The sequence below is a fragment of the Pseudomonas moorei genome, from assembly GCF_042846945.1.
GTDB classification, from domain to species: Bacteria; Pseudomonadota; Gammaproteobacteria; order Pseudomonadales; family Pseudomonadaceae; genus Aquipseudomonas; species Aquipseudomonas moorei.
On sequence record NZ_AP035776.1, the window covers coordinates 2610881 to 2633447 of the forward strand.

Here is a 22567-nt window from a genome sequence, read left to right on the forward strand (position 1 = left end):
AGAATTGTACGTGTCGATTTCCCCATTTTTTCGGCGTTGCACGCGATGAGCCATGCTCCTAACGCCGTAGCCCGCTTGCGCGATCAGCGCGAAGAAGAAGGCATCAAGCCGATTCAGGCCCGTGGCTGGCGGGCGACCCGTTGCCGTGCCTGTCGTGTGATCGAGAGCCATTGCTTGTGCGCGTGGCGTCCGCTGGTGGAAACCCGCTCGGGTGTGTGCCTGATCATGACGAACAAGGAAGTGTTCAAGCCGAGCAATACCGGCTGGTTGATCGCCGATGTGGTTCGTGACAATCACGCGTTCATCTGGTCGCGCACCGAGGTCGACCCAGAGCTTTTGGCATTGCTGTCCGACCCGCAATGGCAGCCTTACCTGGTGTTCCCGGGCGAATACGTCGCGCCTGAGCGGGTAACCCACAGCGTGACGCTTGATAGCACCAAGCGGCCGCTGTTCATATTGCTCGACGCGACCTGGACCGAAGCACGCAAGATTTTTCGCAAAAGTCCCTACTTCGACGCATTGCCGATCCTCAGCCTGCTGCCGGAAAAACTCTCCCGCTATCAATTGCGCCGCTCTACCCGGAGCGAACACCTGTGCACCGCGGAAGTCGCGGCGTTGTGCCTCGATCTTGCAGGCGATGTGCAGGCTGCATCGGCACTGGACGCTTATTTCGACGTGTTTAGCCAGCATTACCTTGATGCCAAGCGTCAGCTTGAAATGAACGTTGAAACACCGGCGCACGCCGAGTTGATGCCGTTCGTGCAGGGTAGTGCCGCCTCAATGAACTGATTGTCGCCCATACTGCAAAGAACTGTCCGGGCCATGCACCTTGACCACCCCGGCTACGCTGGGCATGCTTGGCGCCGATTGGGGCGCGGCCAAGGATTCATACGCCGTTTCTTTAACGTGAGAGCCACGTGATTGGCGTTGAACGTGCCCTGCTGGTGCGGCTCCGTGGCTGCACCTTGAGTGTTTGAAGAACAGGATCATTTGAAAATGGCCACATACGAAATCCTGATTGCCGATGACCACCCGCTTTTTCGTTCGGCCTTGCATCAAGCGTTGACGCTGGGTCTTGGCCCGGATGTCCGTCTTGTCGAAGTGGCGAGCATTGCCGAGCTGGAAACCCGTCTGACAGAAAAGGCTGATTGGGATCTGGTGTTGCTGGATCTGAACATGCCGGGTGCTTACGGTTTTTCCGGGCTTGTATTGTTGCGCGGTCAGTATCCGCAAATTCCGGTGGTCATGGTCTCGGCTCAGGAAGAAGCCACGATCATGGTCAAGTCCCGTGAATTTGGCGCCAGTGGCTTCATCCCCAAGTCCAGTGACCTGAGTGTGATCCAGAAAGCCGTGCGAGCGGTCCTGGATGGCGATGTTTACTGGCCACCGCAAGCGTTCGAGGCCGTCAGTGTTTCCGATGAGGCAAAGGCGGCCAGTGAGGGCCTTGCGAGCCTGACGCCGCAGCAGTTTCGCGTGTTGACCATGGTCTGTGAAGGGCTGCTGAACAAGCAGATCGCTTACGAGCTGAGTGTTTCCGAGGCGACGATCAAAGCTCACGTAACCGCGATTTTCCGTAAACTGAATGTCCGGACCCGAACCCAGGCCGCGCTGCTTCTGCAACAACTTGAGTCAATTCCGAGCCATTAAGGAAAGGCGTCTTCACGCTTTTTTGACTGTGGCTAATCTAGCTTTCCCACTTCTTTTTTGGTCAGTTGCATACCCTATGTCACCTTTCAAAGGCCAGACCGGCCTGAAACGCATCCTCAACGCCTCTGGTTATTCTCTGGACGGTCTACGCGCAGCCTTCACCGGCGAAGCGGCTTTTCGGCAACTGGTACTGCTCAACGTCATCCTGATTCCGCTGTCTTTTTTCCTGAGCGTAAGCCGTGTCGAGCGGGCGCTGTTGATTGCAGTCTGTCTGCTGGCCTTGATTGTCGAGTTGCTCAATTCGGCGGTGGAAGCGGCCATCGACCGTATTTCCCTTGAATTGCACCCATTGTCGAAAAACGCCAAGGACATGGGCAGTGCCGCGCAACTCGTGGCATTGAGCATGATCGCGCTGGTGTGGGCAGTGATTCTGCTTTAAGCAATCGTCGGCAGTACGATCTCGTCGCTGCGCTGAACCCCGGCGGTGAAGGCGCGGCACAGATCGAGGAACTCACGCATTGCCGATGTCTGATACTTCTGTTTGTGCCAGATGAAATAAAACTGTCGCGCCAGGTCCAGATCCGGTGTCTCCACCGGTACGAGGCTGCCGCGCCGGAACGCATCCCGTAGCGCCAGCCGCGAAATACAACCGATCCCCAGTCCGGACTCCACGGCGCGTTTGATCGCTTCGGTGTGCTCCAGCTCCAGGCGTATGTTCAGCGCGCTTCGGTGATGGCGCATGGCCTGATCGAAGGTCAGTCGCGTGCCCGAACCCTGCTCGCGCAAAATCCAGGCTTCGTGGCTCAACTCATCCATGGTAGCCGTGCCGCGTTTGGCCAGTGGATGCTGGGGCGCGCAGAACACCACCAGTTCATCTTCGACCCAGCTTTGCACTTCGATGTCCGGATGGCTGCAATCGCCTTCGATCAGACCCAGATCAATTTCATAGTGGGCCACTTGATGCACGATGTTAGCAGTGTTCTGCACATGCAGCTTCACTTGGCTTTCCGGGTGGCGTTGCATGAAGCCGCCAATCAGCAGGGTTGCCAGGTAATTGCCAATGGTCAGGGTTGCGCCTACCGCCAATGAGCCGAATCCGGACTTGCCATTGAGCAGGTCTTCGATTTCCTTGGCCTGGTCGAGCATGGCCACTGCTTGCGGCAGCAGCTGTTTACCAAGGGCGTTGAGGCTCAGCCGTTTGCCAGCGCGGTCGAACAATTGGCAGCTCGACTGGCGTTCCAGCTCGGTGATCGAGGTACTCGCCGCCGATTGCGAGAGGTTAAGCAGGCCCGCGGCACGGGACACGCTTTCCTGCTGGGCGACGGCGACAAATACTTGCAGTTGACGGAGAGTAAATCGCATATCGATATAACCGATAACCCTTATCTTAATAATCCATTTAACAGATATTGTCGCTGCCTTTAGAATGCGATGCAATTGTGCGAAGCCAGCTATTTTTCGCAGGGCGCGCAGACAAATCTCCAGGAGTCCCCGTACATGAGCAACATGAACCACGAGCGTGTCCTCAGTGTTCATCACTGGAATGACACTCTGTTCAGCTTCAAGTGCACCCGTGATCCGGGCCTGCGCTTCGAGAACGGTCAGTTCGTGATGATCGGCCTGCAACAGCCCAATGGCCGCCCGCTTATGCGCGCTTACTCGATTGCCAGCCCGAACTGGGAAGAGCATCTCGAGTTCTTCAGCATCAAGGTACCTGATGGTCCGCTGACTTCGCAGTTGCAACACCTGAAGGAAGGCGACGAGATCATCATCAGCAAGAAGCCTACCGGCACGCTGGTACTGGATGACTTGAAGCCTGGCAAACATTTGTACCTGCTCAGCACCGGCACCGGCCTGGCGCCGTTCATGAGCGTCATCCAGGATCCGGAAACCTACGAGCGCTTCGAAAAAGTGATCCTGTGCCACGGCGTACGCTACGTCAACGAAGTCGCCTACCGCGAGTTCATCACCGAGCACCTGCCGCAGAACGAGTTCTTCGGCGAAGCGCTGCGTGACAAGCTGATCTACTACCCGACCGTGACCCGTGAGCCGTTCGAGAACGAAGGCCGCCTGACCGACCTGATGCGCAGTGGCAAGCTGTTCAGCGACATCGGTCTGCCACCGATCAACCCGCAGGACGACCGCGCCATGCTGTGCGGCAGCCCGAGCATGCTCGACGAGACCAGCGAAGTACTGAACAGCTTTGGCCTGAAAGTATCGCCACGGATGCGTGAGCCGGGTGATTACTTGATCGAGCGTGCGTTCGTCGAGAAGTGACCGTAGGTCACCCGTAGGAGCGAGCCAGCTCGTGATGGAGGTCAACGTTAACGCGGGAAGCATGATGCCCCGAGGCGTCCTCAGGTTTTTCGCGAGCGGGCTCGCTCCTACAGTAGTTTTGCAGCGCATCTGAAAAGCCCGCATGACCTGGTCAGGTCATGCGGGCTTTTTCGTTTCCGCCATTCAGCCCTTTGCAGGAATGACTTCGAGCACACGGATCAGCTCCGGTGTCGGGTAATGCCAACGCACATCGAGGTCCCAGAACTGCGCGCCGTACTCCCGTTCCGGTACAGGCGACTGGTAAGCCGGGCGAGGATCTTGCGCCAGGCATTGCTCGATCAGCTCGACCAGTGGCTCCTGAAGGCGCTGAGCATGCCCATGGGCCTGTTGCAGCGCGGTGTCCGTCCATTGCACGGCAATCAACCGGGGCGCGGCGCTGGCGATGGTGTTGGTGGCGCTGTCGATGATATCGGCGTAAGGCACGTAGGGCTTGATGTCGAGAATCGGCGTGCCGTCCAACAGGTCGATGCCGGATATCCACAAGCGATTGGCTTCGACCTTGTCCAGCTTGACCACGGACTGGCCAATGCCATTGGGCCGGTGTGTAGCGCGAGTGGCAAACACCCCCATGGATTTGTTGCCGCCGAGGCGCGGGGGGCGGACCTTCAGCCGTGGCTTGTCTTCCAGGGCTTGATGAAACAGGAACAACAGCCAGACGTGACTGACCTGCTCCAGACCCTGCACCGCGTCGCCCTGATCGAATGGCGCCACCAGTTCCAGCACGCCGCGTGCGGCCGGGGCCAGTTGGGGTTGGCGCGGGATGGCGAACTTCTCCTTGAAGCAGGAGCGCACGAAGCCGATGGGAGAAACGCTGTAGGTCATGGTTTGAAATCGAGGCGGGGAGCGGGCAGGCATGATAACCCGATCAACCTTTGTATCGGTGGTGACTGTCAACTCGCCATCGCGGGCTTGCCCGCGATGGCCGCACCGCCAATTTCAGAGACTGAAGCCGCCATCCAGCGGAATGATATTCCCGGTCATGTAGGCCCCCGCCGTACTTGCCAGACTGATCGCCAGGGCCGCCATCTCTTCCTCCCGACCCCAGCGCTTCATTGGAATCAACGCCGTATCTTCGGCCAATGCCTGCTCATCGTTGCCGATGTGCTGGGTCATCTTGCTCGGAAAACGTCCCGGCGCGATCACATTGACGTTGATGTGCTGGCTCACCAGTTCCCGCGCCAGAATGCGCGACAGTTGATGCAGGGCCGCCTTGCTCGGTCCATAGGCATAAGCCTGTTCGCCGAAGGAGGAAATCCCCGCCACTGAGCCAATGTTGATGATCCGTGCCGGATTCGCCGGTGAGCCGGCCTTGCGCAGCAGTGGCAGGAATTGCTGGATGCAGTTGAACACCGACGTCACATTGAGTTGCATGACTTTTCCCCAGCCTTTGACCGGGTAGCTCTCCAGTGGTGCACCCCAGGTGGTGCCTGCGTTGTTCACCAGGATATTGAGGTGGCTGATCTGCTCGCTCAGGCGGGCGGCCAATTGCTGCACGCCTTCTTCCGTGGCCAGATTGGCAGCGACTGCGTGGCAGCGTCCAAGTGCGCCGAGCTCATCAGCCGTTTGCCGGCAGGCTTCGACATCGCGAGCGCAGACGTACACGGTCGCGCCCGCCTCGACGTACGCCTTGGCGATCATTTTGCCGATACCACGAGTGCCGCCGGTCACCAGAGCGGTGCGGCCTTGCAGGGAAAAGTAGGGGTGCATGGCGAGTCCTGAGAGCTGAGGGTCTTAACACCCTAGTCGTCAGCCGCTGGAAGCGGAGCCACTATTTTCAAGCGGAATGGAGGGCCATTCGGCCCTGAGCTGGTTTGCCTGCGAAGGTCGCTAACGATAACGCGTATCGACTGGATCGACGCGGCGTTATTGAAGGCTTCGCTGGCAAGCCAGCTCCAGGCGGAGCAGTTACTGCGGGCGTACGCGCAGGGTCAGGCCCTTGAGGAAGTTGCGCAGCAACTGGTCGCCGCACGGGCGATAGTTGGTGTGGCCGAACTTGCGGAACAGGGCGCTCAACTCGGGTTTGGACACCGGGAACTCGGCGGCCTTGAGGATCGCGTGCATGTCGTCTTCTTTCAGTTCGAAGGCCACGCGCAGCTTTTTCAGGATGATGTTGTTGGTCACCGGCACTTCGATCGGCTGCGGAGGACGGCTTTCGTCCTTGCCGCGCTTGAAGATCACCAGGCCGTCGAGGAAATGCGCCATGACTTCATCCGGGCAGCGTACGAAGCCTTCTTCGTCTTCCTCTTTTTTGTCGAGGTAGCTCACCAGATCGGCCAAGGGCACGTCCATGCCACCGAGCTTGATGATCTCGATGACTTTCTTGTCGCTGATGTCGAGCATGTAGCGCACGCTGCGCAGTACGTCGTTATGAATCATGTGAGCAATCCTGATAATTCAGCTATGGGCGTCGCAGAAAACAGCGACGCCGAAATGTGTGGCGGCGCGAGCGTCTTAGAACTTCTCTTTGCCGGTCAGGTAGCGCCATTGCCCCAGGGGCACTTTGCCGATGGACACGCCGCCGATGCGGATGCGGCGGATGCCCACGACCTTCAGGCCGACGGCCTGGCAGAACAGGGCGATCACGCCCGGTTGCGGGTTCTTCATGGCAAACCGCAGGCGGTTTTCGTTTTGCCAGCTGGCCTTCACAGGCGGCAGCTCCTTGCCCTTGTAGGTCAGGCCGTGCTGCAAGCGATTGAGGCCGTGCTCAAGCATGTCGCCTTCGACTTCGACCACGTATTCCTGCTCGATCTTGCTCGCGTCAGCGGTGAGTTTGCGCAGGATCTTCCAGTCCTGGGTGAACACCAGCAAGCCGCTCGCATTGGCCTGCAGGTCGGTGCTGGCGGTCAGGCGCAGGAAGTGACCCTTGAGCGGGCGTTTGCCGTAGCGGTGTTCTTCGCTCAGGGTTTCGGCGCTGATGGTCGCCATGGCAGTGTCCGCGTCCATGCCGGCGGGCACATTGAGCAGAATGGTCACCGGCTCCGGCGCGGTAGCCTTGGCGTCCTTGTCGAGCTCGACTTTCTGGTCGCCGACCTTGAACTGCGGTTCATCGATGACTTCGCCGTCGACGGTCACCCAGCCGCCCTCGATGAACAGATCAGCCTCCCGACGGGAGCAGCCGACGAGTTCGATGAGGCGTTTGGAGAGTCGAATCGGGTCAGTCATGACAGGGCCGCAAGAAAAAAGGGGTGGGCATTGTACCTGCCTGGCGCCGGTTAATCCCGGATCCATTTTGCCGCAGGGGCTTTTTGTAGGATTTGGCTTGCCAACGAAGGCGGCCGATTGATCGCTGCAAGGCGCTCGGGTCTCTTCGCTGGCAAGCCAGCTCCTACAGTTGTTTTGTGCGGTGTCAGCCGTGTTGCGAACGTGTGTGGTTTTGGCGCATCCGCATATGCAGTAATGGATACGGCTGCCCCATGCCGTCGACTTCTGAGCGACCAATGACTTCGAAGCCCTGTTTGAAGTAAAAGCCGATGGCTTGCGGGTTCTGTTCGTTGACGTCCAGTTCATCGGCGTTGAGGTTTTCCATGGCATAGCGCAACAACTGCTTGCCCAGGCCCTGACCGCGATGCGCCGGGTCGATGAACAGCATTTCGATCTTGCCAGCCGCTACACCGGCAAATCCGGTAATGCGCTGGCGTGGGTCTTTGGTGCAGATCAGCATGACCGCGTCGAGGTAACGGGTCAGCACCAGGTTCTTCAACAATTCGATATAACTCTCTGGAAGAAAGTCGTGGGTCGCGCGCACTGAAGCTTCCCAAACCCGTGTCAGCTCTTCGTAGTCGCTCTGTTTCGGCGTATGGATGACCGAATGTTGGCGCATGCCTGACTGCTCCTTCTTTTTTCAACCGACTATTATGAGATGAGACTCCGTTCTTCATAAAACGATAGCCGTAAAAAAGCCCCGCATCTCGTCAAGAGAGCGGGGCTTTTCGTATTTTTGGCGTTTAGATCTGTTCAGCCCACAGATCGTATTCGTCGGCGTCGGTCACTTTGCACCAGACCTTGTCGCCCGGCTTCAAGTTGCTGCCATTGTCGATGAACACGTTGCCGTCAATTTCCGGGGCATCGAAGAAGCAACGGCCAACGGCGCCTTGCTCGTCGACTTCATCGACCAGCACTTCGATTTCACGGCCGATGCGCAGTTGCAGGCGCGCCGAGCTGATCGCCTGCTGGTGCGCCATGAAGCGCTCCCAGCGGTCCTGTTTGACCTCGTCCGGAACGACTTCCAGATCCAGGTCGTTGGCTGGAGCGCCTTCAACCGGCGAATACTGGAAGCAGCCGACGCGGTCGAGTTGCGCTTCGGTCAGCCAGTTCAGCAGGTACTGGAAGTCTTCCTCGGTTTCGCCCGGGAAGCCGACGATGAAGGTCGAACGGATAATCAGGTCCGGGCAGATTTCGCGCCAGTTCTTGATGCGCGCCAGGGTCTTGTCTTCGAAGGCCGGGCGTTTCATCGCCTTGAGCACTTTCGGGCTGGCGTGCTGGAACGGGATGTCCAGGTACGGAAGGATCTTGCCGGCGGCCATCAGCGGGATCAGTTCGTCAACGTGCGGATACGGGTAGACGTAGTGCAGACGAACCCAGACGCCCAGGGTGCTGAGGGCCTCGCAGAGTTCTGTCATGCGGGTTTTCACTGGCGCGCCGTTCCAGAAGCCGGTGCGGTATTTCACGTCGACGCCGTAGGCGCTGGTGTCCTGGGAGATCACCAACAGCTCTTTTACGCCGGATTTGACCAGGCGCTGGGCCTCGTCGAGCACGTCACCGACCGGGCGGCTGACCAGCTTGCCGCGCATCGACGGGATGATGCAGAAGCTGCAGCTATGGTTGCAGCCTTCGGAAATCTTCAGGTAGGCGTAGTGGCGCGGGGTCAGTTTGATGCCTTGTGGCGGCACCAGGTCGATCAGCGGGTTGTGATCCTGACGCGGCGGCACGACTTCATGCACGGCGTTGACCACTTGCTCGTACTGCTGCGGGCCAGTCACGGCCAGCACGCTCGGGTGCACGTTGCGGATGTTGCCTTCTTCGACGCCCATGCAGCCGGTCACGATGACCTTGCCGTTTTCCTTGATGGCTTCGCCGATTACTTCCAGGGATTCCGCCTTGGCCGAATCGATGAAGCCGCAGGTGTTGACCACCACTACGTCAGCGTCCTGATAAGTGGACACGACGTCATAGCCTTCCATCCGCAGTTGGGTGAGGATGCGCTCGGAGTCGACCAGTGCTTTCGGGCAACCCAGGGATACGAAGCCAACCTTTGGATTGGCCGGCGCAGGAGTGGTGGACATGTCTAACCTCGGTATTTTGTGACGCCTCCAGCCATGATCGGCAAGGCGACAAAAGGACGCTCTATCGCGCCTCTGATCAAAAAGTGCGCAATTCTATCGATGGGGAGCGCACTTGACCAGCTTTATGCAGGGAAATACGACGAGTGCTGCGCTATGCTTCGCGCCGTTGGGCTTTACCGAATTTTTACAGTCAACAAAACGTCTGTAACCTGAAGTAAAACAGCGCATGCTGCACGACAAAGCATAGTGCTTCATTCGAAGAAGCCGGGTCTGAGAAGTAGGGAGTGTTGGATGGGGCAGGCAAGTAGTCAGACGGCAGATGCCGGACATTCGGTAGCAAAACCGTTGAGCATGCTGGTCGCGGCAGTCGGGGTGGTTTACGGCGACATCGGCACAAGCCCGTTGTATACCCTTAAAGAGGTTTTTTCCGAGCATTACGGAGTACCGGTCAATCAGGACGGGGTCTTCGGGATTCTTGCATTGATTTTCTGGTCGTTGGTCTGGGTGGTTACGATCAAGTACGTACTGTTCGTATTGCGTGCCGACAACCAGGGAGAGGGCGGGATCATGGCGCTGACGGCGCTGGCCCGGCGTGCCGCACACGCTTACCCGAAGTTGCGTGCAGTGCTGGTGATTCTGGGGCTGATTGGTGCGGCGCTGTTCTACGGCGACAGCATGATCACACCTGCCATTTCTGTATTGTCAGCGGTTGAAGGTCTGGAACTGGCGTTCGACGGACTAGAGCGCTGGGTCGTGCCCATGTCGCTGGTGGTTTTGGTCGCGTTGTTCCTGATCCAGAAACATGGCACCGATCGTATCGGCAAGTTGTTCGGCCCCGTCATGGTGGCGTGGTTTCTGGTGCTGGCCATTCTCGGTATCAGCGGCATCATCAAGCACCCAGAGGTGTTGAGTGCCTTGAACCCGATGTGGGGCGTGCGTTTCTTTATCGTGCATCCCGGCATGGGCGTGGCGATCCTGGGCGCAGTCGTGCTGGCATTGACCGGTGCCGAAGCTCTTTACGCCGACATGGGCCACTTCGGACGCAAGCCGATTGCCCGCGCCTGGCTGGCGCTGGTGCTGCCGGCTCTGGTGCTGAACTACTTCGGTCAGGGCGCTTTGTTGCTGGAAAACCCTGAGGCGGCGCGTAACCCGTTCTATCTGTTGGCGCCTAATTGGGCGTTGGTGCCATTAGTGGTGCTGGCCACTCTGGCAACGGTCATTGCTTCGCAAGCGGTGATTTCCGGTGCTTTCTCGTTGACTCGACAGGCCATTCAGCTGGGCTACATTCCACGCATGCACATTCAGCACACTTCCAGCGCCGAGCAGGGACAGATTTACATCGGGGCGGTGAACTGGGCGCTGATGGTCGGTGTAATTCTGCTTGTCATCGGCTTTGAGTCCTCCGGGGCGCTGGCTTCGGCCTATGGCGTAGCGGTGACCGGCACCATGCTGATTACCAGTATTCTGGTGGCGGCGGTGATACTCCTGCTCTGGAAGTGGCCGCCATTGCTGGCAGTACCGATTCTGATCGGCTTCATTTTGGTCGATGGACTGTTCTTTGCGGCCAACGTGCCGAAGATCATTCAAGGCGGTGCGTTCCCGGTTTTGGCGGGGATCGTACTCTTCATTCTTATGACCACCTGGAAGCGCGGTAAGGAGCTGCTGGTGGAGCGTCTGGACGAAGGTGGCTTGCCGCTGCCGATTTTCATCAGCAGTATCGCCGTACAACCGCCGCATCGTGTTCAGGGTACTGCTGTATTCCTCACCGCACGGCCAGATGCCGTGCCTCATGCCCTGCTGCACAATCTGTTGCATAACCAGGTGTTGCACGAGCAAGTGGTGCTATTGACGGTGGTGTACGAGGATATCCCGCGTGTGCCGCCGTCACGCCGGTTCGAGGTCGACTCCTACGGTGAGGGTTTCTTCCGGGTGATCCTGCACTTCGGTTTCACCGACGAGCCGGATGTGCCGCAAGCGCTGAAGCTGTGCCATCTGGATGAACTGGACTTCAGCCCGATGCGCACGACCTACTTCCTCAGTCGTGAGACGGTCATCGCCTCTAAAATCGAAGGCATGGCCCGCTGGCGTGAGGCGCTGTTCGCCTTCATGTTGAAAAACGCCAACAGCAATCTGCGCTTCTTCAATCTGCCGCTGAACCGGGTGATTGAGCTGGGTACTCAGGTCGAGATGTAAGCCTGAATCAACAGCCCCCGATGCCTCGCGGTATCGGGGGCTTTTTGTTGCCTGGCAATTGAATGAACCTTGCGCGGATACCGCTGTGTGCAAGCGTGCTCGCGAAGGCGGGCTGACATTTAACTTCTATGTTGACTGACCCATCGCTTTCGCGAGCAGGCTCGCACACACAGGATATGCAGTACTTGCTGAAATGAAAAAGCCCCCACGCTTATGTAGCGGTAGGGGCTTTTTTGTTTGCGCGGCTCACATCACTCCTGCGCTGTTGCCTCGTCCTTGGCCTGGCGTTTTATGATGATGTCCACCAGGCGCTTGGCCAGGGCCGGGTAGTTCTCGTCGAAGTGGTGACCCCCAGGCAGCTTGATGGCTTCGCCCACGGCGGTCTTGTCGGTGCAGCCACTTTCATTGACTTCTTCTTCACCGTAGATGCACACCACTTTGGCGGCGGGCAGCTTGGCCATTTCCGGGCCGGTGGCGGCTTCTTTGCCGGCGTTGCCAAGCCAGCCTTCGACTTCGATTTCGAAGCTGCCGGTGCGGGCAAAGGCCAGCAGGATGATCGCGTCGACACGCTGCTGCTCGGACTCTGCCAGGCGGTTGTAGATCGCAGGCAACACATCGGCGCCAAACGAGTAGCCCGTGAGGATGAAGCGCTTGGTGCCCCATTTCTGCCGGTAGTGCTGCATCAGTTCGGCAAGGTCCAGCGCGCTTTGCTCGGGGCTCTTGTGCTGCCAGTAGTAGCGCAGGGTATCGATGCCGACCACCGGGTAGCCGATCTTCGCCATTTCGCCCGCCACGTCGCGGTCGAGGTCACGCCAGCCACCGTCACCGGACAGGAACAGGGTCACGGTGTCCTTGGCCTGGCCGGCCGGCACTTCAACCACGGGAATCTGCAGCCCGCCGGAGGCCTTGTCGCCACCGACCAGGAGCTTGCGCAGTTCATTGTTCAGCACTTGCGGCAGGTTGATGTCGTAGTCACTGATACTGGTTTCGGCGTTGGGTTGGTCGCGCACGAAGCCGGCACTGGTGTCATCCGGGTTGTCGTTCCACGCCACCAGCCAATGGCCGTGAGAAGCGCTTTTCGGTAGCAGGTGAGTGCAGCCACCCTTTTCCAGGGCCAGGTCGACCGAGACGGCTTGGGCGTTGTCATTTTTCTGCTCGGACAACCAGCGCCAGGCGAGTACCGCACCTGGGCCGATACCGCTGACCAGGGTTGCCGGGCCTTTGAGTTCCCTCAAGCCCGATTGCAAGGCGCGGCTTTGCAGCAGACAGTCCTGGGGCAGGACTACCTGGACAATCTGCGCCGAACCGCTGCGACTCAGGGTCATCAATTGATTGTCGCTGAGCTTCTGTTCCTCAGTGACCGCCACCAGCACCTGGGCGCGAGGCGTGTTGCCCGGGATGACACGGGTCATGGCCGTGCCGTCGGCCGGGGTCAGCTGTTCGAGGGTCGGTTCCGGTGCCGGGCGTTTCAGGTACCAGTAGCCACCACCGAGAATCAGGGCCAGCACCACCAGTGTGCCCAGAACGTACCGCAAGGAGCGTCGAATCATCAGCGTTTCACCAATCCAGTCAAGCCGCCCGCGATCAGGGCAGCAGTATCGGCCAGGGCAACCAGCGGATCGAGTCCGGCGGGCACGGCCATATAACGGGGTTCCCAGTCAGGCTGGAATTTGTCTTTGAAGCGGCGCAAGCCTTGGAAGTTGTAGAGCTGCTCACCACGGCGGAAAACCATCGAGCCCAGACGCTGGGTCAAGGGGGCGCCGCGACGGGGTTGCAGCCCCGACAACGGCACCATGCCCAGGCTGAAGCGCGCGTAACCATGATTTTTATAATGTTGAATCAAGCCGACCATCATGAATTCCATGGTCAGTTTGGGGGCGTCCGGGTGGGCGCGCATCAGGTCGAGGCTGGCCAGGTCGTGGCTGTAGGTCTCGAGCAGGTTGGCGAACGCCACCGGACGTCCTTCGAAGCGGATGACCGCAATGCGGAAGTACTTGAGGTAGTCATCACTGAAGCGGCCGAGGGAGAAGCCTTTTTCGCGTACGTTCTTGCCTGTCAGCCAGGCATCGGAAATCACCTTCAACTCGTCCATCGGCGCCTGGCCCGGCTCGAAGATCTCCAGTGACAGGCCATCCCGTGTGCCGCGGTTCCAGGTGTAGCGCAGGTCCTTCATCTCTTTGCCCTTGGCGTCGAGATCAAAGCGGTGCAGGTCGACCCTGGCTTCTTCGCCGAGTTTGATCGCCGTCAGGCCGATGTCCATGTAGTACGGCAGGTTTTCCGCGCGCACTTGATAGAACACGGGGCGCGCATGGTGGATATCGCACAGGTCGCGGAACTGCCAGATCATTTCCGCCCGTTGCTGGCTCGGACCGATCGGGTCATACAGCGCTACCAGGCTGCGGCCGCGGCGGGCGTACATCAGGAACGCTTGATCGTTGGGGTGAAACAGCAGTGCCTTGTCGCCGGTCAGGGCCAGGCCGCCATCCGGTTGCGACGAGGCCATCAGGATCTTGCTCGCGCGCTCCAGTTCGTCCGGGGTCGGCAGATGGATGACCGGACGGGCGGTACGCAGCAGCCAGGTCAGGGAAACCACCACCAGCAACACGGCGGCACCGAGCAGCGAACGCAAGCCACGAGGGGCATCGGCATCGAGGGTGAATTGCCACCAGAGTTGATGGCTGTACGGAACATCCTGATAGGCGAACAGAAGCAGCCACATGGAGGCGCCAAGCACGCACAGGCTCGACACTAGATAGAGTGGTGAGAAAGGCACTTCTGTCAGGCGGCTGGGGCGATAGAACGAACGCCGGAAAACCCCCAGTAAAGCTGCGGTCAAGGTCATCAGGCAGGCTTCTTCCCAGTCGAAGCCCTTTAGCAGCGAGAGCAGGGCGCCCACCAGCAACAGAATGGTGGTCAGCATCCAGGCAGCCGACAGTCGACGACGCAGGCCCTGGGCCAGTAGCAGGCACAGTACGCCAATCAGGCTGGCACCAAAGTGCGAAGCATCAACCAGTCGATGGGGAATGAGAAAGCCGATGTGTTCCAGGCGAGTGTCGATTTCCGGTGTCGCGCCGGAGAACAGCAGAACCACGCCGGAGAGAAACACCAGCACAGCCAGAATCGGTGCGGCCATGCCCGATGCTGCACGCAAGGACTGGCGGGTCTGGAAGATGCGCTGACCTTCGTTGATCAGCAACAACAGGCAGGCCACCAGCATCGGCAGGACGACGTAGATCAGGCGATACAGCAACAGGGCAGCGGCCAGTGGGGCGGCGCCGAGTTTGTCGGAGAAGGCCGCCAGCAAAATCGCTTCGAATACGCCGACACCGCCCGGCACATGGCTGAGAACGCCAGCAGCCAAGGCCAGCAGATAGACCAGCAGGAACGCACCGAACGGCGGTGCTTCCGGCAGTAACAGGTAAAGCACGGTCGCGGCGGCGGCCACGTCCAGCGCGGTAATGATCAGTTGCAGGAAGGTCAGGCGGCGTCCCGGCAGGCGCAAGGTACGACGGCCGACCTTGACCATCAGGTTGTCCGCGTAGGGTTGTTCCGGCAGGCGGCGGCGGTAGATGCCGATGGCCAGTACCGAAAACAGCAGTAATACAGCCGTGGCTACCGAACCCAGCAGGACTTCGGACAGGCCCAGTGCAATGGAGGCCGCTGGAAGGTCGCTGAGCGTCGCCAGTGCGGCGAGCGGTGGCAAGGCGCAGCCCAGGGAGAGGCTGGCGAACAATGTCATGTGGGCGACCTCAGCGGCCCCCAGACCATGACGTGCATACAGGCGGTAGCGAACCGAACCGCCCGACAGCATCGAAAGACCGATGGCATTCCCGATGGCGAAAGCGGTGAAGCCTCCCAGGGCCAGGGTGCGTGGCGCCAGGTTCACGCCGGCGTAGCGACTGGCTGACCATTCGTACCCCAGCAAAATGATGAAGCCCGCCACGGTTGCGCCCAGGGCGCCCAGCAATGCGGGTTTCGGAACGTCGAGGATCGAGTCGTGCAGAGCATCCAGATCGAGCTCGCTCAGCAGATGACGACAGGCAATCAGCGCAATCGCGAACAGCAGCAGAGTGACCGCCAGGCCGATGGGCTGCCGGTATTTGCTGATCAGATCGAGCAGGCGCAAGCGCTCCGCCTTGATCGGATGTGTCGCTGTGACGGTGTCTTGTGAATCAGACGAGTTGGCGCGCATCAATCACCTCTTGGATTGTGCGCGACAGGATGGGGGTATCCAGCCAAGTTACCAATCCCTGTAGAAAAAAATAATCACAAATATTAACGCTATCACCGGCTCTCGGCGACGGCATGTCATCAGTCGTGGGGGGAAAGTGTGCGTTTGAGCATAGTCGGAACTCAGCGCTTAGGTGACCCCGGACGGCTCACTACACAGTGACAGATCATTGTTGCGAAAGGGCTTTTTCAACAGATACAAAAAAGGCCACTCTTTCGAGTAGCCTTTTTTGATGTTTGGTTGCGGGAGCCGGATTTGAACCGACGACCTTCGGGTTATGAGCCCGACGAGCTACCAGACTGCTCCATCCCGCGTCTGTGTGGCGGCATTCTATAGAGATACGCCTGAGTGTCAACCGTTAATCCTGAACCCGGTCAAATAAACGTAAAAGAGCGGCAAACGGTCGCGGGAGCGGCTTAAGATTCGGAACCAGAACGATTTCTGATTTCTGTGGCGGGGGTGCCTGCGCTAATGTCGCACCTTCTGCACAAAACAGGCGCGCACAAAAAAGGCCACTCTTTCGAGTAGCCTTTTTTGATGTTTGGTTGCGGGAGCCGGATTTGAACCGACGACCTTCGGGTTATGAGCCCGACGAGCTACCAGACTGCTCCATCCCGCGTCTGTGGATCGGCATTCTATAGAGATACGCCGGGGTGTCAATCACCAATTTCGATAAAACCTGTTCCTGTTCAAACGCTTAGCTTGATTTGAAGGTGGTCGAGTATCGCTGTGAGGCAGGCGTGGCAAGGGTTTCAGCTCTATTGGTGCGCGCCTTTCGATTAAGAAAATAAATTTATCGGGCGCTTTCCCACAATTGGAAAAGAACATTCTGAGTACTGGTGCTATATACAGGTGTCAGTGAGATACTGAATGTCCGACACGGCAAGACGACATTTCCTCTTCATGAACACCGCGTTGATATGACTCAGCGAAAAATCATCCACGTCGATTGTGACTGCTTCTACGCCGCCATCGAGATGCGTGACGATCCGCGCCTGGCCGGCAAGCCGCTGGCGGTAGGTGGGTCGGCGGATCGGCGTGGAGTGATCGCCACCTGCAATTACGAGGCACGGGCCTATGGCGTGCGGTCCGCGATGTCGTCCGGGCACGCGTTGAAACTCTGCCCGGACCTGACCATCGTCAAGCCGCGAATGGACGCCTATAGAGAAGCATCGAAGGAAATTCATACGATCTTTCGCGATTACACCGACATCATCGAGCCACTTTCCCTGGATGAGGCCTACCTGGATGTGTCGGACAGCGCGCATTTCGGTGGAAGTGCCACCCGAATTGCCCAGGACATCCGTCGAAGGGTCTCCAATCAGTTGCATATCACCGTTTCGGCGGGCGTGGCGCCAAACAAGTTTCTCGCCAAGATCGCCAGCGACTGGAAAAAGCCCAATGGGTTGTTTGTCATCACGCCGGATCAGGTCGATGACTTTGTCAGTGGCTTGACGGTCAATAAGCTGCATGGCGTTGGCAAAGTGACCGCCGACAAGCTGGCCAAGCTCGGGATTGTCGACTGTTTGCAACTTCGCGAGTGGGACAAGTTGGCGCTGGTGCGCGAATTCGGCAGTTTTGGCGAGCGTCTCTGGAGTCTGGCCCGCGGGATCGATGACCGTCTGGTGCATAACGACAGTCGTCGGCAGTCGATCAGCGTCGAAAATACTTACGATGTCGATCTGCCGGATCTGCGCAGTTGTCTGGATAAGCTGCCGGAGTTACTGGAAACCCTCAGAACCCGCATGGAGCGAATCGACAGCAGCTATCGACCGGGCAAGCCGTTCGTCAAAGTGAAGTTCCATGATTTTACCCAGACCACACTTGAGCAGGCAGGGGCAGGGCGGGACTTGGGCAGTTACCAGTTGATGCTGACGCAGGCGTTCAATCGAGGTGGCAAGCCGGTGCGATTATTGGGCGTGGGAGTAAGGCTGGAGGATTTGCGGGGCGGGTTTGAGCAGATGGAGTTGTTTGAGCGGTAGTTTTGCGGTGCCTGTGAGGCCGCTTCGCGGGCGACTCGACTTGCCCGCGAAGCTTTGAGCGTTAGTTCGGTCCTGGATCCGCCACCAGGCGTCCGGCATTCTTGGTCAGGGACTTGAGGAATTCGGTCTGCAGCTCAGGATCGTTGCGGGTCAATTCGACCAGGCTCTGCTCCAGTTCGCTCGCTTCTTCTTCAAGACCCAGCTCCGACAGGCGTTTGACCCGGTGTACCCACTGGCTCACTTCGTCGTCTTCGAGGTCGTCGTAAATCAGACTGTGAGCTTCGAGCAATTTGCCGCGCAGGGTGCTGCTGAGCACAAGGGAGGAGTCGGTATGCACATCGCCCTTTGAGTCACTGACACTGATCTGCAGCTTGCCCAGATGATTGAGGTCATATTCGGCGAACGGACTGTCCAGCAGATTCAGGCGGAGCACGCCGTTCTTGTCGGTGGTCAGCTCGAAGGTTTCCTTGCCGGCCTTGACTTCGACCGGACGCTCGCTCCAGGGCAGGCTCGAATATTCCATGCGCTTGTCGCGCTGGACTTCGTCGATGCCAGCCAGGTTCTGCTGCGCGCGACCGTTGGATTGCATGTTCATGAACGGATTGAGTCCGGCGAAACCGTAGCTGAGCCAGTCCTTGGTCATGCTGTCGGGCAGGTTGCCGAAGGCAAAGACGTTGACCACGTTCGCACAGACACCACCCACCACCGCTACCGCGCCGAGCGGGATCTCGTAGATCTTCCGCCAGGGTTGGTATGGGGTGTAGCGATCATAATGACGGGTGACGTCGAACTCGGTGACTTCGAAGGTCTTCTGCTCGTGGATTTTCACCCGGCGTTGTGGCAGCTCAAGTACCTTGGGCTCACCGACATCGATCTGCAGACTGTGGTCGAGCAATTTACGCTCGACCCGTTCCTCGTGCTCGCTGCGCTGTGACATGTGATTGGCACAGCCGCTGACCAACAGGGTGCCGCACAGGGCGGCACCACCGAGGCCTAAGGTGTTTCGCTTGAACATGACGTCTCTATCTGGTTTCAGCGGCGGATACGGGCCTGCAGGAAAGACAGTACGTCAGCGACCGGGAGCGCTTGCGGCTCGGCCTCGGTACGACTCTTGTATTCCAGGTTGCCTTCGGCAAGGCCGCGGTCGCTGACCACGATCCGGTGAGGAATGCCGATCAGCTCCATGTCCGCGAACTTGATGCCCGGGCTGGTTTTCTTGTCGCGATCGTCCAGCAGCACTTCGAAGCCGGCTGCAGTCAGTTCTGCATACAGCTTGTCGGTGGCTTCGCGAACCAGATCGGTTTCGTAGCGCAGTGGCACCAGGGCGATCTGGAACGGTGCGAGCGCGTCACTCCAGATAATCCCTTTTTCGTCGTTGTTCTGCTCGATGGCAGCTGCAACCACACGGGAAACGCCAATGCCGTAGCAGCCCATTTCCAGGGTGATCGGCTTGCCGTTCTCGCCCAGCACTTCACACTTCATCGCTTTGCTGTACTTGTTGCCCAGCTGGAAGATGTGCCCGACTTCGATGCCGCGTTTGATTTCCAGGGTGCCCTTGCCATCCGGGCTTGGGTCGCCGCTGACAACGTTACGCAGGTCGGCAACGGTCGGAACCGGCAGGTCGCGTTCCCAGTTCACGCCGAAGTAGTGCTTGTCGTCGATGTTCGCCCCAATGCCGAAGTCGCTCATCAGTTCGACCGAGCGGTCGATAATGATTGGCAGTGGCAGGTTAAGCGGGCCGAGGGAGCCGGCACCGGCGCCGATGGCGTCGCGCAGTTCGGTTTCGGAGGCCATGACCAGCGGGCTGGCAACGCCAGGCTGGTTGGCGGCCTTGATTTCGTTCAGTTCATGGTCGCCACGGATGATCAGGGCAATCAGCTTGCCTTTCTCTTCAGCGTGAACCACGAGGGTCTTGATGGTTTTCTCGATCGGCAGGTTGAAGCCTTCGACCAGTTGCGCGATGGTCTTGGCGTTCGGCGTGTCGACCAGGCGCAGTTCTTCGGTCGGCGCTGCGCGGGAGGTTTCGCGCGGCACGGCTTCGGCTTTCTCGATGTTCGCGGCGTAGTCGGAACCGTTGCTGAAGACGATATCGTCTTCACCGGACTCGGCCAGTACGTGGAACTCGTGGGAGCCGGCACCGCCGATGGAGCCGTTGTCGGCTTCAACCGGGCGGAATTTCAGGCCCAGGCGGGTGAACACGTTGCAGTACGCCTGATGCATGCGGTCGTAGGTGACTTGCAGCGATGGCTGGTCAGCGTGGAACGAATAGGCGTCCTTCATGATGAATTCGCGACCGCGCATCAAACCGAAGCGTGGGCGGATTTCGTCACGGAACTTGGTCTGGATCTGGTAAAGGTTGATCGGCAGCTGTTTGTAGCTGCTCAATTCGTTGCGCATCAGATCGGTGATGACTTCTTCGTGGGTCGGGCCGGCGCAGAAATCGCGACCGTGGCGATCCTTGAAGCGCAGCAATTCAGGGCCGTACTCTTCCCAGCGACCGGATTCCTGCCACAGCTCTGCCGGTTGAGTGCTCGGCATCAACACTTCAAGCGAGCCGGCGGCGTTCATTTCTTCACGAACGACGGCTTCGACCTTGCGCATTACTCGCAAGCCCATCGGCAGCCAGGTGTACAGGCCCGAGGCGAGTTTGCGGATCATGCCGGCGCGCAGCATCAACTGGTGGCTGATCACGACCGCATCGGAAGGCGTTTCTTTCTGTGTGGCGAGCAAAAATTGACTGGTGCGCATGGTTGGCCGTTGTCGGTTGCTAATGACGAGAAATGACGGAGCATTGTACGGGCGAGATCCGCTGTCGTACAGGCGTGCGGTCGGCGGTATGGCAGGAGGGCGGGAATCTCAGCGCCCTCTGCAAGGTTTCCTGCGGATGTTTCCTACGATTCTTCCGCAACCTGGGTCGGAACCGGTTCCGGCGTCGGTGTCGGTCCTGCACGGCGGCTCTCCTGGAACCAGTGCAGGGCGATCAATATCAGGGTTGGAATGCCCAGCAGGGCGGTAATCAGGAAGAAGTTGTGGTAACCGAACTTCTCCACCATGACGCCTGAGTAGCCGCCGATCAAGCGTGGCAGCAAGAGCATGATCGAGCTGAGCAGGGCATATTGGGTCGCCGAGAATTTGAGGTTGGTCAGGCTCGACAGGTAAGCGACGAAGGCTGAAGTCGCCATGCCCGAAGCGAAGTTATCCAGTGAAATGGTCACGATCAGCATGTTCAGGTTGGGGCCCATGTCCGCGAGCATCAGGAATAGCAGGTTGGTCGCTGCCGATGCGGCGCCACCGATGAACAGGATTGGCAGAATGCCGAAGCGCACGATCAGCAGGCCACCCATGCCGGCGCCCACCAGGGTCATGATCAGGCCGAAAATCTTACTGACGCCGGCAATCTGGTCCTTGGTGAAGCCTTGGTCGATGTAGAAAACGTTGGCCATCACCCCCATGACCGTATCGGACATCCGATAGGTGGCGATCAGCCCAAGCAGCAGCAAGGCCTGCCAGCGGTAACGAATAATAAAGTCGTTGACCGGCGTCAGCACTGGCGCCAACCCACGGCGACCCATGGTCGACAGGCACAGTGCGGTCAGCGTGGTATAGAGGATTGCCCGCAGGAATGCGCGGTCCTCGAGCAGAAGGTCGAGCAGGCTCACGCCTTTGAACAGCACGCTGGCAAAGTCGGTGTTGTACAGCTGGGTGAACATGGCCGGGACGGACACCAGCAGTACAATCAGCACGAACACGGAAGCCAACTGATGCGCGAAGCTGTAACGCCCGGCTTGCAGTTGGGTGCGCAGCGGGACCGGTGGTTCGCGCATGAAGAAGGAGGTCAGCAGCGCCGGGATCATCAGCACGCCGAACAGCACGTAGGTGCCGGTCCAGGCGGAGTGCTTATAGTTGAAGCCGGTTGAGCCAAACCCTTCAGCGAAGAACAGCGCGCCTGCCGTAGCCAGCAAAGCGGCAATCCGATAACCGGACATGTAACTGGCGGCCAGCGCGGCCTGGCGACTGTCTTCGGCAATTTCCAGACGGTAGGCGTCCACGGCGATGTCTTGCGTCGCCGAGGCGAATGCGACAACGACCGCGATGGCGATCAGCCAGGACAGATGTTTTTGCGGGTCGCAGAAACCCATCCCGATCAGGCCCAGAATTATCAGGGATTGGGACAACACAAGCCAGGAGCGGCGTCGACCGAGCTTGCCCAGCAGCGGCAGGCGCCATTGGTCGAGCAGTGGCGACCAGACCCATTTGAAGGCGTAGGCCAGACCGATCAGGCTTGCATAACCGATGGTTTCGCGAGCCACGCCGGCTTCGCGCAGCCAGACTGAAAGGGTCGAAAACACCAACATGTAGGGCAGGCCGGCGGCGAAACCCAACAACAACAGTACGAGCGTCGAGGGGCTGGCATAAGCGGCGAGCGCGGCGCGCCAGGTTTTACGGGGCATGGGCTGGAGTCTGCCTCAAGAAATACGGAAACAAAGCGCGCACTCTAACCGCTGTGCTCTACTGGACGCCAGCCATGGCGCTGAATATCAACACGATTGTTCAGGATACTGATGCCCTCCATGCGCAATCGGGCGCGTTGTTCGTCCCCGGATGGACTGCCCGCAGGCAGGCTGATGCGCCCTCCGGCTGCGAGAACGCGGTGCCAGGGTAGTTTACTGTCGCCAGGTAATTGGCTCAGTGTTCGTCCGACCCAGCGGGCTGCGCGACCCAATCCGGCCAGCTCGGCCAATTGGCCATAACTCACTACTTTGCCTTCTGGCACTTGCGCGAGTGTCAGGTAGAGTGCCGTGCGTCGGATTTGTGCCGCGCTCTCGGGGGCAGTGGTGGGGTCGATCACGTCCGGGCTTCCTGAAAAAAATTCGCAGTACTGTCTTTAGAGTAAA

At 59.0% G+C, this 22567-nt stretch carries 19 protein-coding genes and 2 tRNA genes; 6 read left to right on the plus strand and 15 right to left on the minus strand.

All coding sequences use genetic code 11. The features are described 5' to 3' along the window. Nucleotides 1-45 precede the first annotated feature (45 nt). The 3 genes from ACGJAX_RS12045 (at nucleotide 46) to ACGJAX_RS12055 (ending at nucleotide 2086) form a co-directional block, all read left to right on the plus strand. Nucleotides 46-789, plus strand: a complete 744-nt coding sequence (locus ACGJAX_RS12045; protein ID WP_247254864.1) for a tRNA-uridine aminocarboxypropyltransferase — start codon at nucleotides 46-48, stop codon at nucleotides 787-789. A gap of 207 nt (nucleotides 790-996) precedes the next feature. Then, on the plus strand, nucleotides 997-1647 hold the full coding sequence (gene erdR, locus ACGJAX_RS12050; RefSeq protein WP_247254863.1) for a response regulator transcription factor ErdR: 651 nt from the start codon (nucleotides 997-999) through the stop codon (nucleotides 1645-1647). Nucleotides 1648-1723: 76 nt separating this feature from the next. Beyond that, a complete protein-coding gene (locus ACGJAX_RS12055; RefSeq protein ID WP_090317026.1) occupies nucleotides 1724-2086 on the plus strand; it encodes a diacylglycerol kinase in 363 nt (120 codons plus the stop codon). On the opposite strand, the gene ACGJAX_RS12060 is transcribed toward ACGJAX_RS12055, so the two are convergent. Beyond that, nucleotides 2083-3009, minus strand: a complete 927-nt coding sequence (locus tag ACGJAX_RS12060) for a LysR family transcriptional regulator (protein ID WP_390959075.1) — start codon at nucleotides 3007-3009, stop codon at nucleotides 2083-2085. The genes ACGJAX_RS12055 and ACGJAX_RS12060 overlap by 4 nt on opposite strands. Before the next feature lie 135 nt (nucleotides 3010-3144). On the opposite strand from ACGJAX_RS12060, the gene fpr reads away from it, so the two are divergent. Next, nucleotides 3145-3924, plus strand: a complete 780-nt coding sequence (gene fpr, locus ACGJAX_RS12065; protein ID WP_003443014.1) for a ferredoxin-NADP reductase — start codon at nucleotides 3145-3147, stop codon at nucleotides 3922-3924. Between the two features lie 183 nt (nucleotides 3925-4107). On the opposite strand, the gene tsaA is transcribed toward fpr, so the two are convergent. From tsaA to rimO, 6 genes are all read right to left on the minus strand, one after another. After that, entirely contained in the window at nucleotides 4108-4806 is a 699-nt protein-coding gene (gene tsaA, locus ACGJAX_RS12070) for a tRNA (N6-threonylcarbamoyladenosine(37)-N6)-methyltransferase TrmO (protein ID WP_390959077.1), read from the minus strand. Nucleotides 4807-4920: 114 nt separating this feature from the next. Further along, a complete protein-coding gene (locus ACGJAX_RS12075; RefSeq protein ID WP_390959079.1) occupies nucleotides 4921-5691 on the minus strand; it encodes an SDR family oxidoreductase in 771 nt (256 codons plus the stop codon). Nucleotides 5692-5889: 198 nt separating this feature from the next. Beyond that, entirely contained in the window at nucleotides 5890-6360 is a 471-nt protein-coding gene (locus ACGJAX_RS12080; RefSeq protein ID WP_090317038.1) for a DUF1456 family protein, read from the minus strand. A 75-nt stretch (nucleotides 6361-6435) separates the two neighbouring features. Continuing rightward, nucleotides 6436-7146 carry a S4 domain-containing protein gene (locus ACGJAX_RS12085; protein ID WP_390959081.1) on the minus strand — a complete coding sequence of 237 codons (711 nt, stop codon included), beginning with the start codon at nucleotides 7144-7146 and terminating at the stop codon, nucleotides 6436-6438. 184 nt (nucleotides 7147-7330) lie between these two features. Then, a complete protein-coding gene (locus tag ACGJAX_RS12090) occupies nucleotides 7331-7804 on the minus strand; it encodes a GNAT family N-acetyltransferase (protein WP_090317044.1) in 474 nt (157 codons plus the stop codon). A 124-nt stretch (nucleotides 7805-7928) separates the two neighbouring features. Next, the gene (gene rimO, locus ACGJAX_RS12095) at nucleotides 7929-9266 is read right to left on the minus strand and encodes a 30S ribosomal protein S12 methylthiotransferase RimO (RefSeq protein WP_247254860.1); all 1338 of its coding nucleotides are present in this window, start codon (nucleotides 9264-9266) and stop codon (nucleotides 7929-7931) included. A 351-nt stretch (nucleotides 9267-9617) separates the two neighbouring features. On the opposite strand from rimO, the gene ACGJAX_RS12100 reads away from it, so the two are divergent. Further along, a complete protein-coding gene (locus ACGJAX_RS12100) occupies nucleotides 9618-11459 on the plus strand; it encodes a KUP/HAK/KT family potassium transporter (protein WP_390959855.1) in 1842 nt (613 codons plus the stop codon). Between the two features lie 251 nt (nucleotides 11460-11710). Here the strand turns inward: ACGJAX_RS12100 and ACGJAX_RS12105 are convergent, their stop codons facing one another. The 4 genes from ACGJAX_RS12105 to ACGJAX_RS12120 form a co-directional block, all read right to left on the minus strand. Beyond that, a complete protein-coding gene (locus ACGJAX_RS12105) occupies nucleotides 11711-13009 on the minus strand; it encodes an AcvB/VirJ family lysyl-phosphatidylglycerol hydrolase (protein WP_390959083.1) in 1299 nt (432 codons plus the stop codon). Beyond that, nucleotides 13009-15651, minus strand: a complete 2643-nt coding sequence (gene mprF, locus ACGJAX_RS12110) for a bifunctional lysylphosphatidylglycerol flippase/synthetase MprF (RefSeq protein WP_390959085.1) — start codon at nucleotides 15649-15651, stop codon at nucleotides 13009-13011. Before mprF ends, ACGJAX_RS12105 begins: the two co-directional genes overlap by 1 nt. A gap of 276 nt (nucleotides 15652-15927) precedes the next feature. Then, nucleotides 15928-16004 (minus strand) — tRNA-Met (locus ACGJAX_RS12115). Nucleotides 16005-16232: 228 nt separating this feature from the next. Beyond that, nucleotides 16233-16309: transfer RNA gene (locus tag ACGJAX_RS12120), tRNA-Met, on the minus strand. A 301-nt stretch (nucleotides 16310-16610) separates the two neighbouring features. Between ACGJAX_RS12120 and dinB the strand changes: the two genes are divergently transcribed. Next, nucleotides 16611-17672 (plus strand): DNA polymerase IV, encoded by a 1062-nt coding sequence (gene dinB, locus ACGJAX_RS12125; protein WP_390959087.1) that lies wholly within the window; start codon nucleotides 16611-16613, stop codon nucleotides 17670-17672. 61 nt (nucleotides 17673-17733) lie between these two features. Here dinB and ACGJAX_RS12130 read toward each other — a convergent pair whose 3' ends face one another. The 4 genes from ACGJAX_RS12130 to ACGJAX_RS12145 form a co-directional block, all read right to left on the minus strand. Beyond that, entirely contained in the window at nucleotides 17734-18687 is a 954-nt protein-coding gene (locus ACGJAX_RS12130; protein ID WP_247254855.1) for a hypothetical protein, read from the minus strand. A 17-nt stretch (nucleotides 18688-18704) separates the two neighbouring features. After that, nucleotides 18705-20420 carry a proline--tRNA ligase gene (locus ACGJAX_RS12135; protein ID WP_247254854.1) on the minus strand — a complete coding sequence of 572 codons (1716 nt, stop codon included), beginning with the start codon at nucleotides 20418-20420 and terminating at the stop codon, nucleotides 18705-18707. A gap of 143 nt (nucleotides 20421-20563) precedes the next feature. Next, a complete protein-coding gene (locus ACGJAX_RS12140) occupies nucleotides 20564-22123 on the minus strand; it encodes an AmpG family muropeptide MFS transporter (protein WP_247254853.1) in 1560 nt (519 codons plus the stop codon). A gap of 44 nt (nucleotides 22124-22167) precedes the next feature. Next, nucleotides 22168-22521: an MGMT family protein gene (locus tag ACGJAX_RS12145; RefSeq protein ID WP_090317072.1), complete on the minus strand. Its 354-nt coding sequence runs from the start codon at nucleotides 22519-22521 to the stop codon at nucleotides 22168-22170. Nucleotides 22522-22567: the final 46 nt, after the last annotated feature.

What these genes read in the sequence shown, in the direction of transcription:
- ACGJAX_RS12100 (WP_390959855.1), top strand. Translation starts at nt 9,618, where the DNA reads ATGCTGGTCGCGGCAGTCGGGGTGGTTTACGGCGACATCGGCACAAGC.
- ACGJAX_RS12135 (WP_247254854.1), bottom strand. Translation starts at nt 20,420, where the DNA reads ATGCGCACCAGTCAATTTTTGCTCGCCACACAGAAAGAAACGCCTTCC.
- rimO (WP_247254860.1), bottom strand. Translation starts at nt 9,266, where the DNA reads ATGTCCACCACTCCTGCGCCGGCCAATCCAAAGGTTGGCTTCGTATCC.
- fpr (WP_003443014.1), top strand. Translation starts at nt 3,145, where the DNA reads ATGAGCAACATGAACCACGAGCGTGTCCTCAGTGTTCATCACTGGAAT.
- ACGJAX_RS12075 (WP_390959079.1), bottom strand. Translation starts at nt 5,691, where the DNA reads ATGCACCCCTACTTTTCCCTGCAAGGCCGCACCGCTCTGGTGACCGGC.
- ACGJAX_RS12060 (WP_390959075.1), bottom strand. Translation starts at nt 3,009, where the DNA reads ATGCGATTTACTCTCCGTCAACTGCAAGTATTTGTCGCCGTCGCCCAG.
- ACGJAX_RS12055 (WP_090317026.1), top strand. Translation starts at nt 1,724, where the DNA reads ATGTCACCTTTCAAAGGCCAGACCGGCCTGAAACGCATCCTCAACGCC.
- ACGJAX_RS12085 (WP_390959081.1), bottom strand. Translation starts at nt 7,146, where the DNA reads ATGACTGACCCGATTCGACTCTCCAAACGCCTCATCGAACTCGTCGGC.
- ACGJAX_RS12090 (WP_090317044.1), bottom strand. Translation starts at nt 7,804, where the DNA reads ATGCGCCAACATTCGGTCATCCATACGCCGAAACAGAGCGACTACGAA.
- erdR (WP_247254863.1), top strand. Translation starts at nt 997, where the DNA reads ATGGCCACATACGAAATCCTGATTGCCGATGACCACCCGCTTTTTCGT.
- ACGJAX_RS12045 (WP_247254864.1), top strand. Translation starts at nt 46, where the DNA reads ATGAGCCATGCTCCTAACGCCGTAGCCCGCTTGCGCGATCAGCGCGAA.
- ACGJAX_RS12140 (WP_247254853.1), bottom strand. Translation starts at nt 22,123, where the DNA reads ATGCCCCGTAAAACCTGGCGCGCCGCGCTCGCCGCTTATGCCAGCCCC.
- ACGJAX_RS12105 (WP_390959083.1), bottom strand. Translation starts at nt 13,009, where the DNA reads ATGATTCGACGCTCCTTGCGGTACGTTCTGGGCACACTGGTGGTGCTG.
- ACGJAX_RS12130 (WP_247254855.1), bottom strand. Translation starts at nt 18,687, where the DNA reads ATGTTCAAGCGAAACACCTTAGGCCTCGGTGGTGCCGCCCTGTGCGGC.
- ACGJAX_RS12080 (WP_090317038.1), bottom strand. Translation starts at nt 6,360, where the DNA reads ATGATTCATAACGACGTACTGCGCAGCGTGCGCTACATGCTCGACATC.
- dinB (WP_390959087.1), top strand. Translation starts at nt 16,611, where the DNA reads ATGACTCAGCGAAAAATCATCCACGTCGATTGTGACTGCTTCTACGCC.
- mprF (WP_390959085.1), bottom strand. Translation starts at nt 15,651, where the DNA reads ATGCGCGCCAACTCGTCTGATTCACAAGACACCGTCACAGCGACACAT.
- tsaA (WP_390959077.1), bottom strand. Translation starts at nt 4,806, where the DNA reads ATGACCTACAGCGTTTCTCCCATCGGCTTCGTGCGCTCCTGCTTCAAG.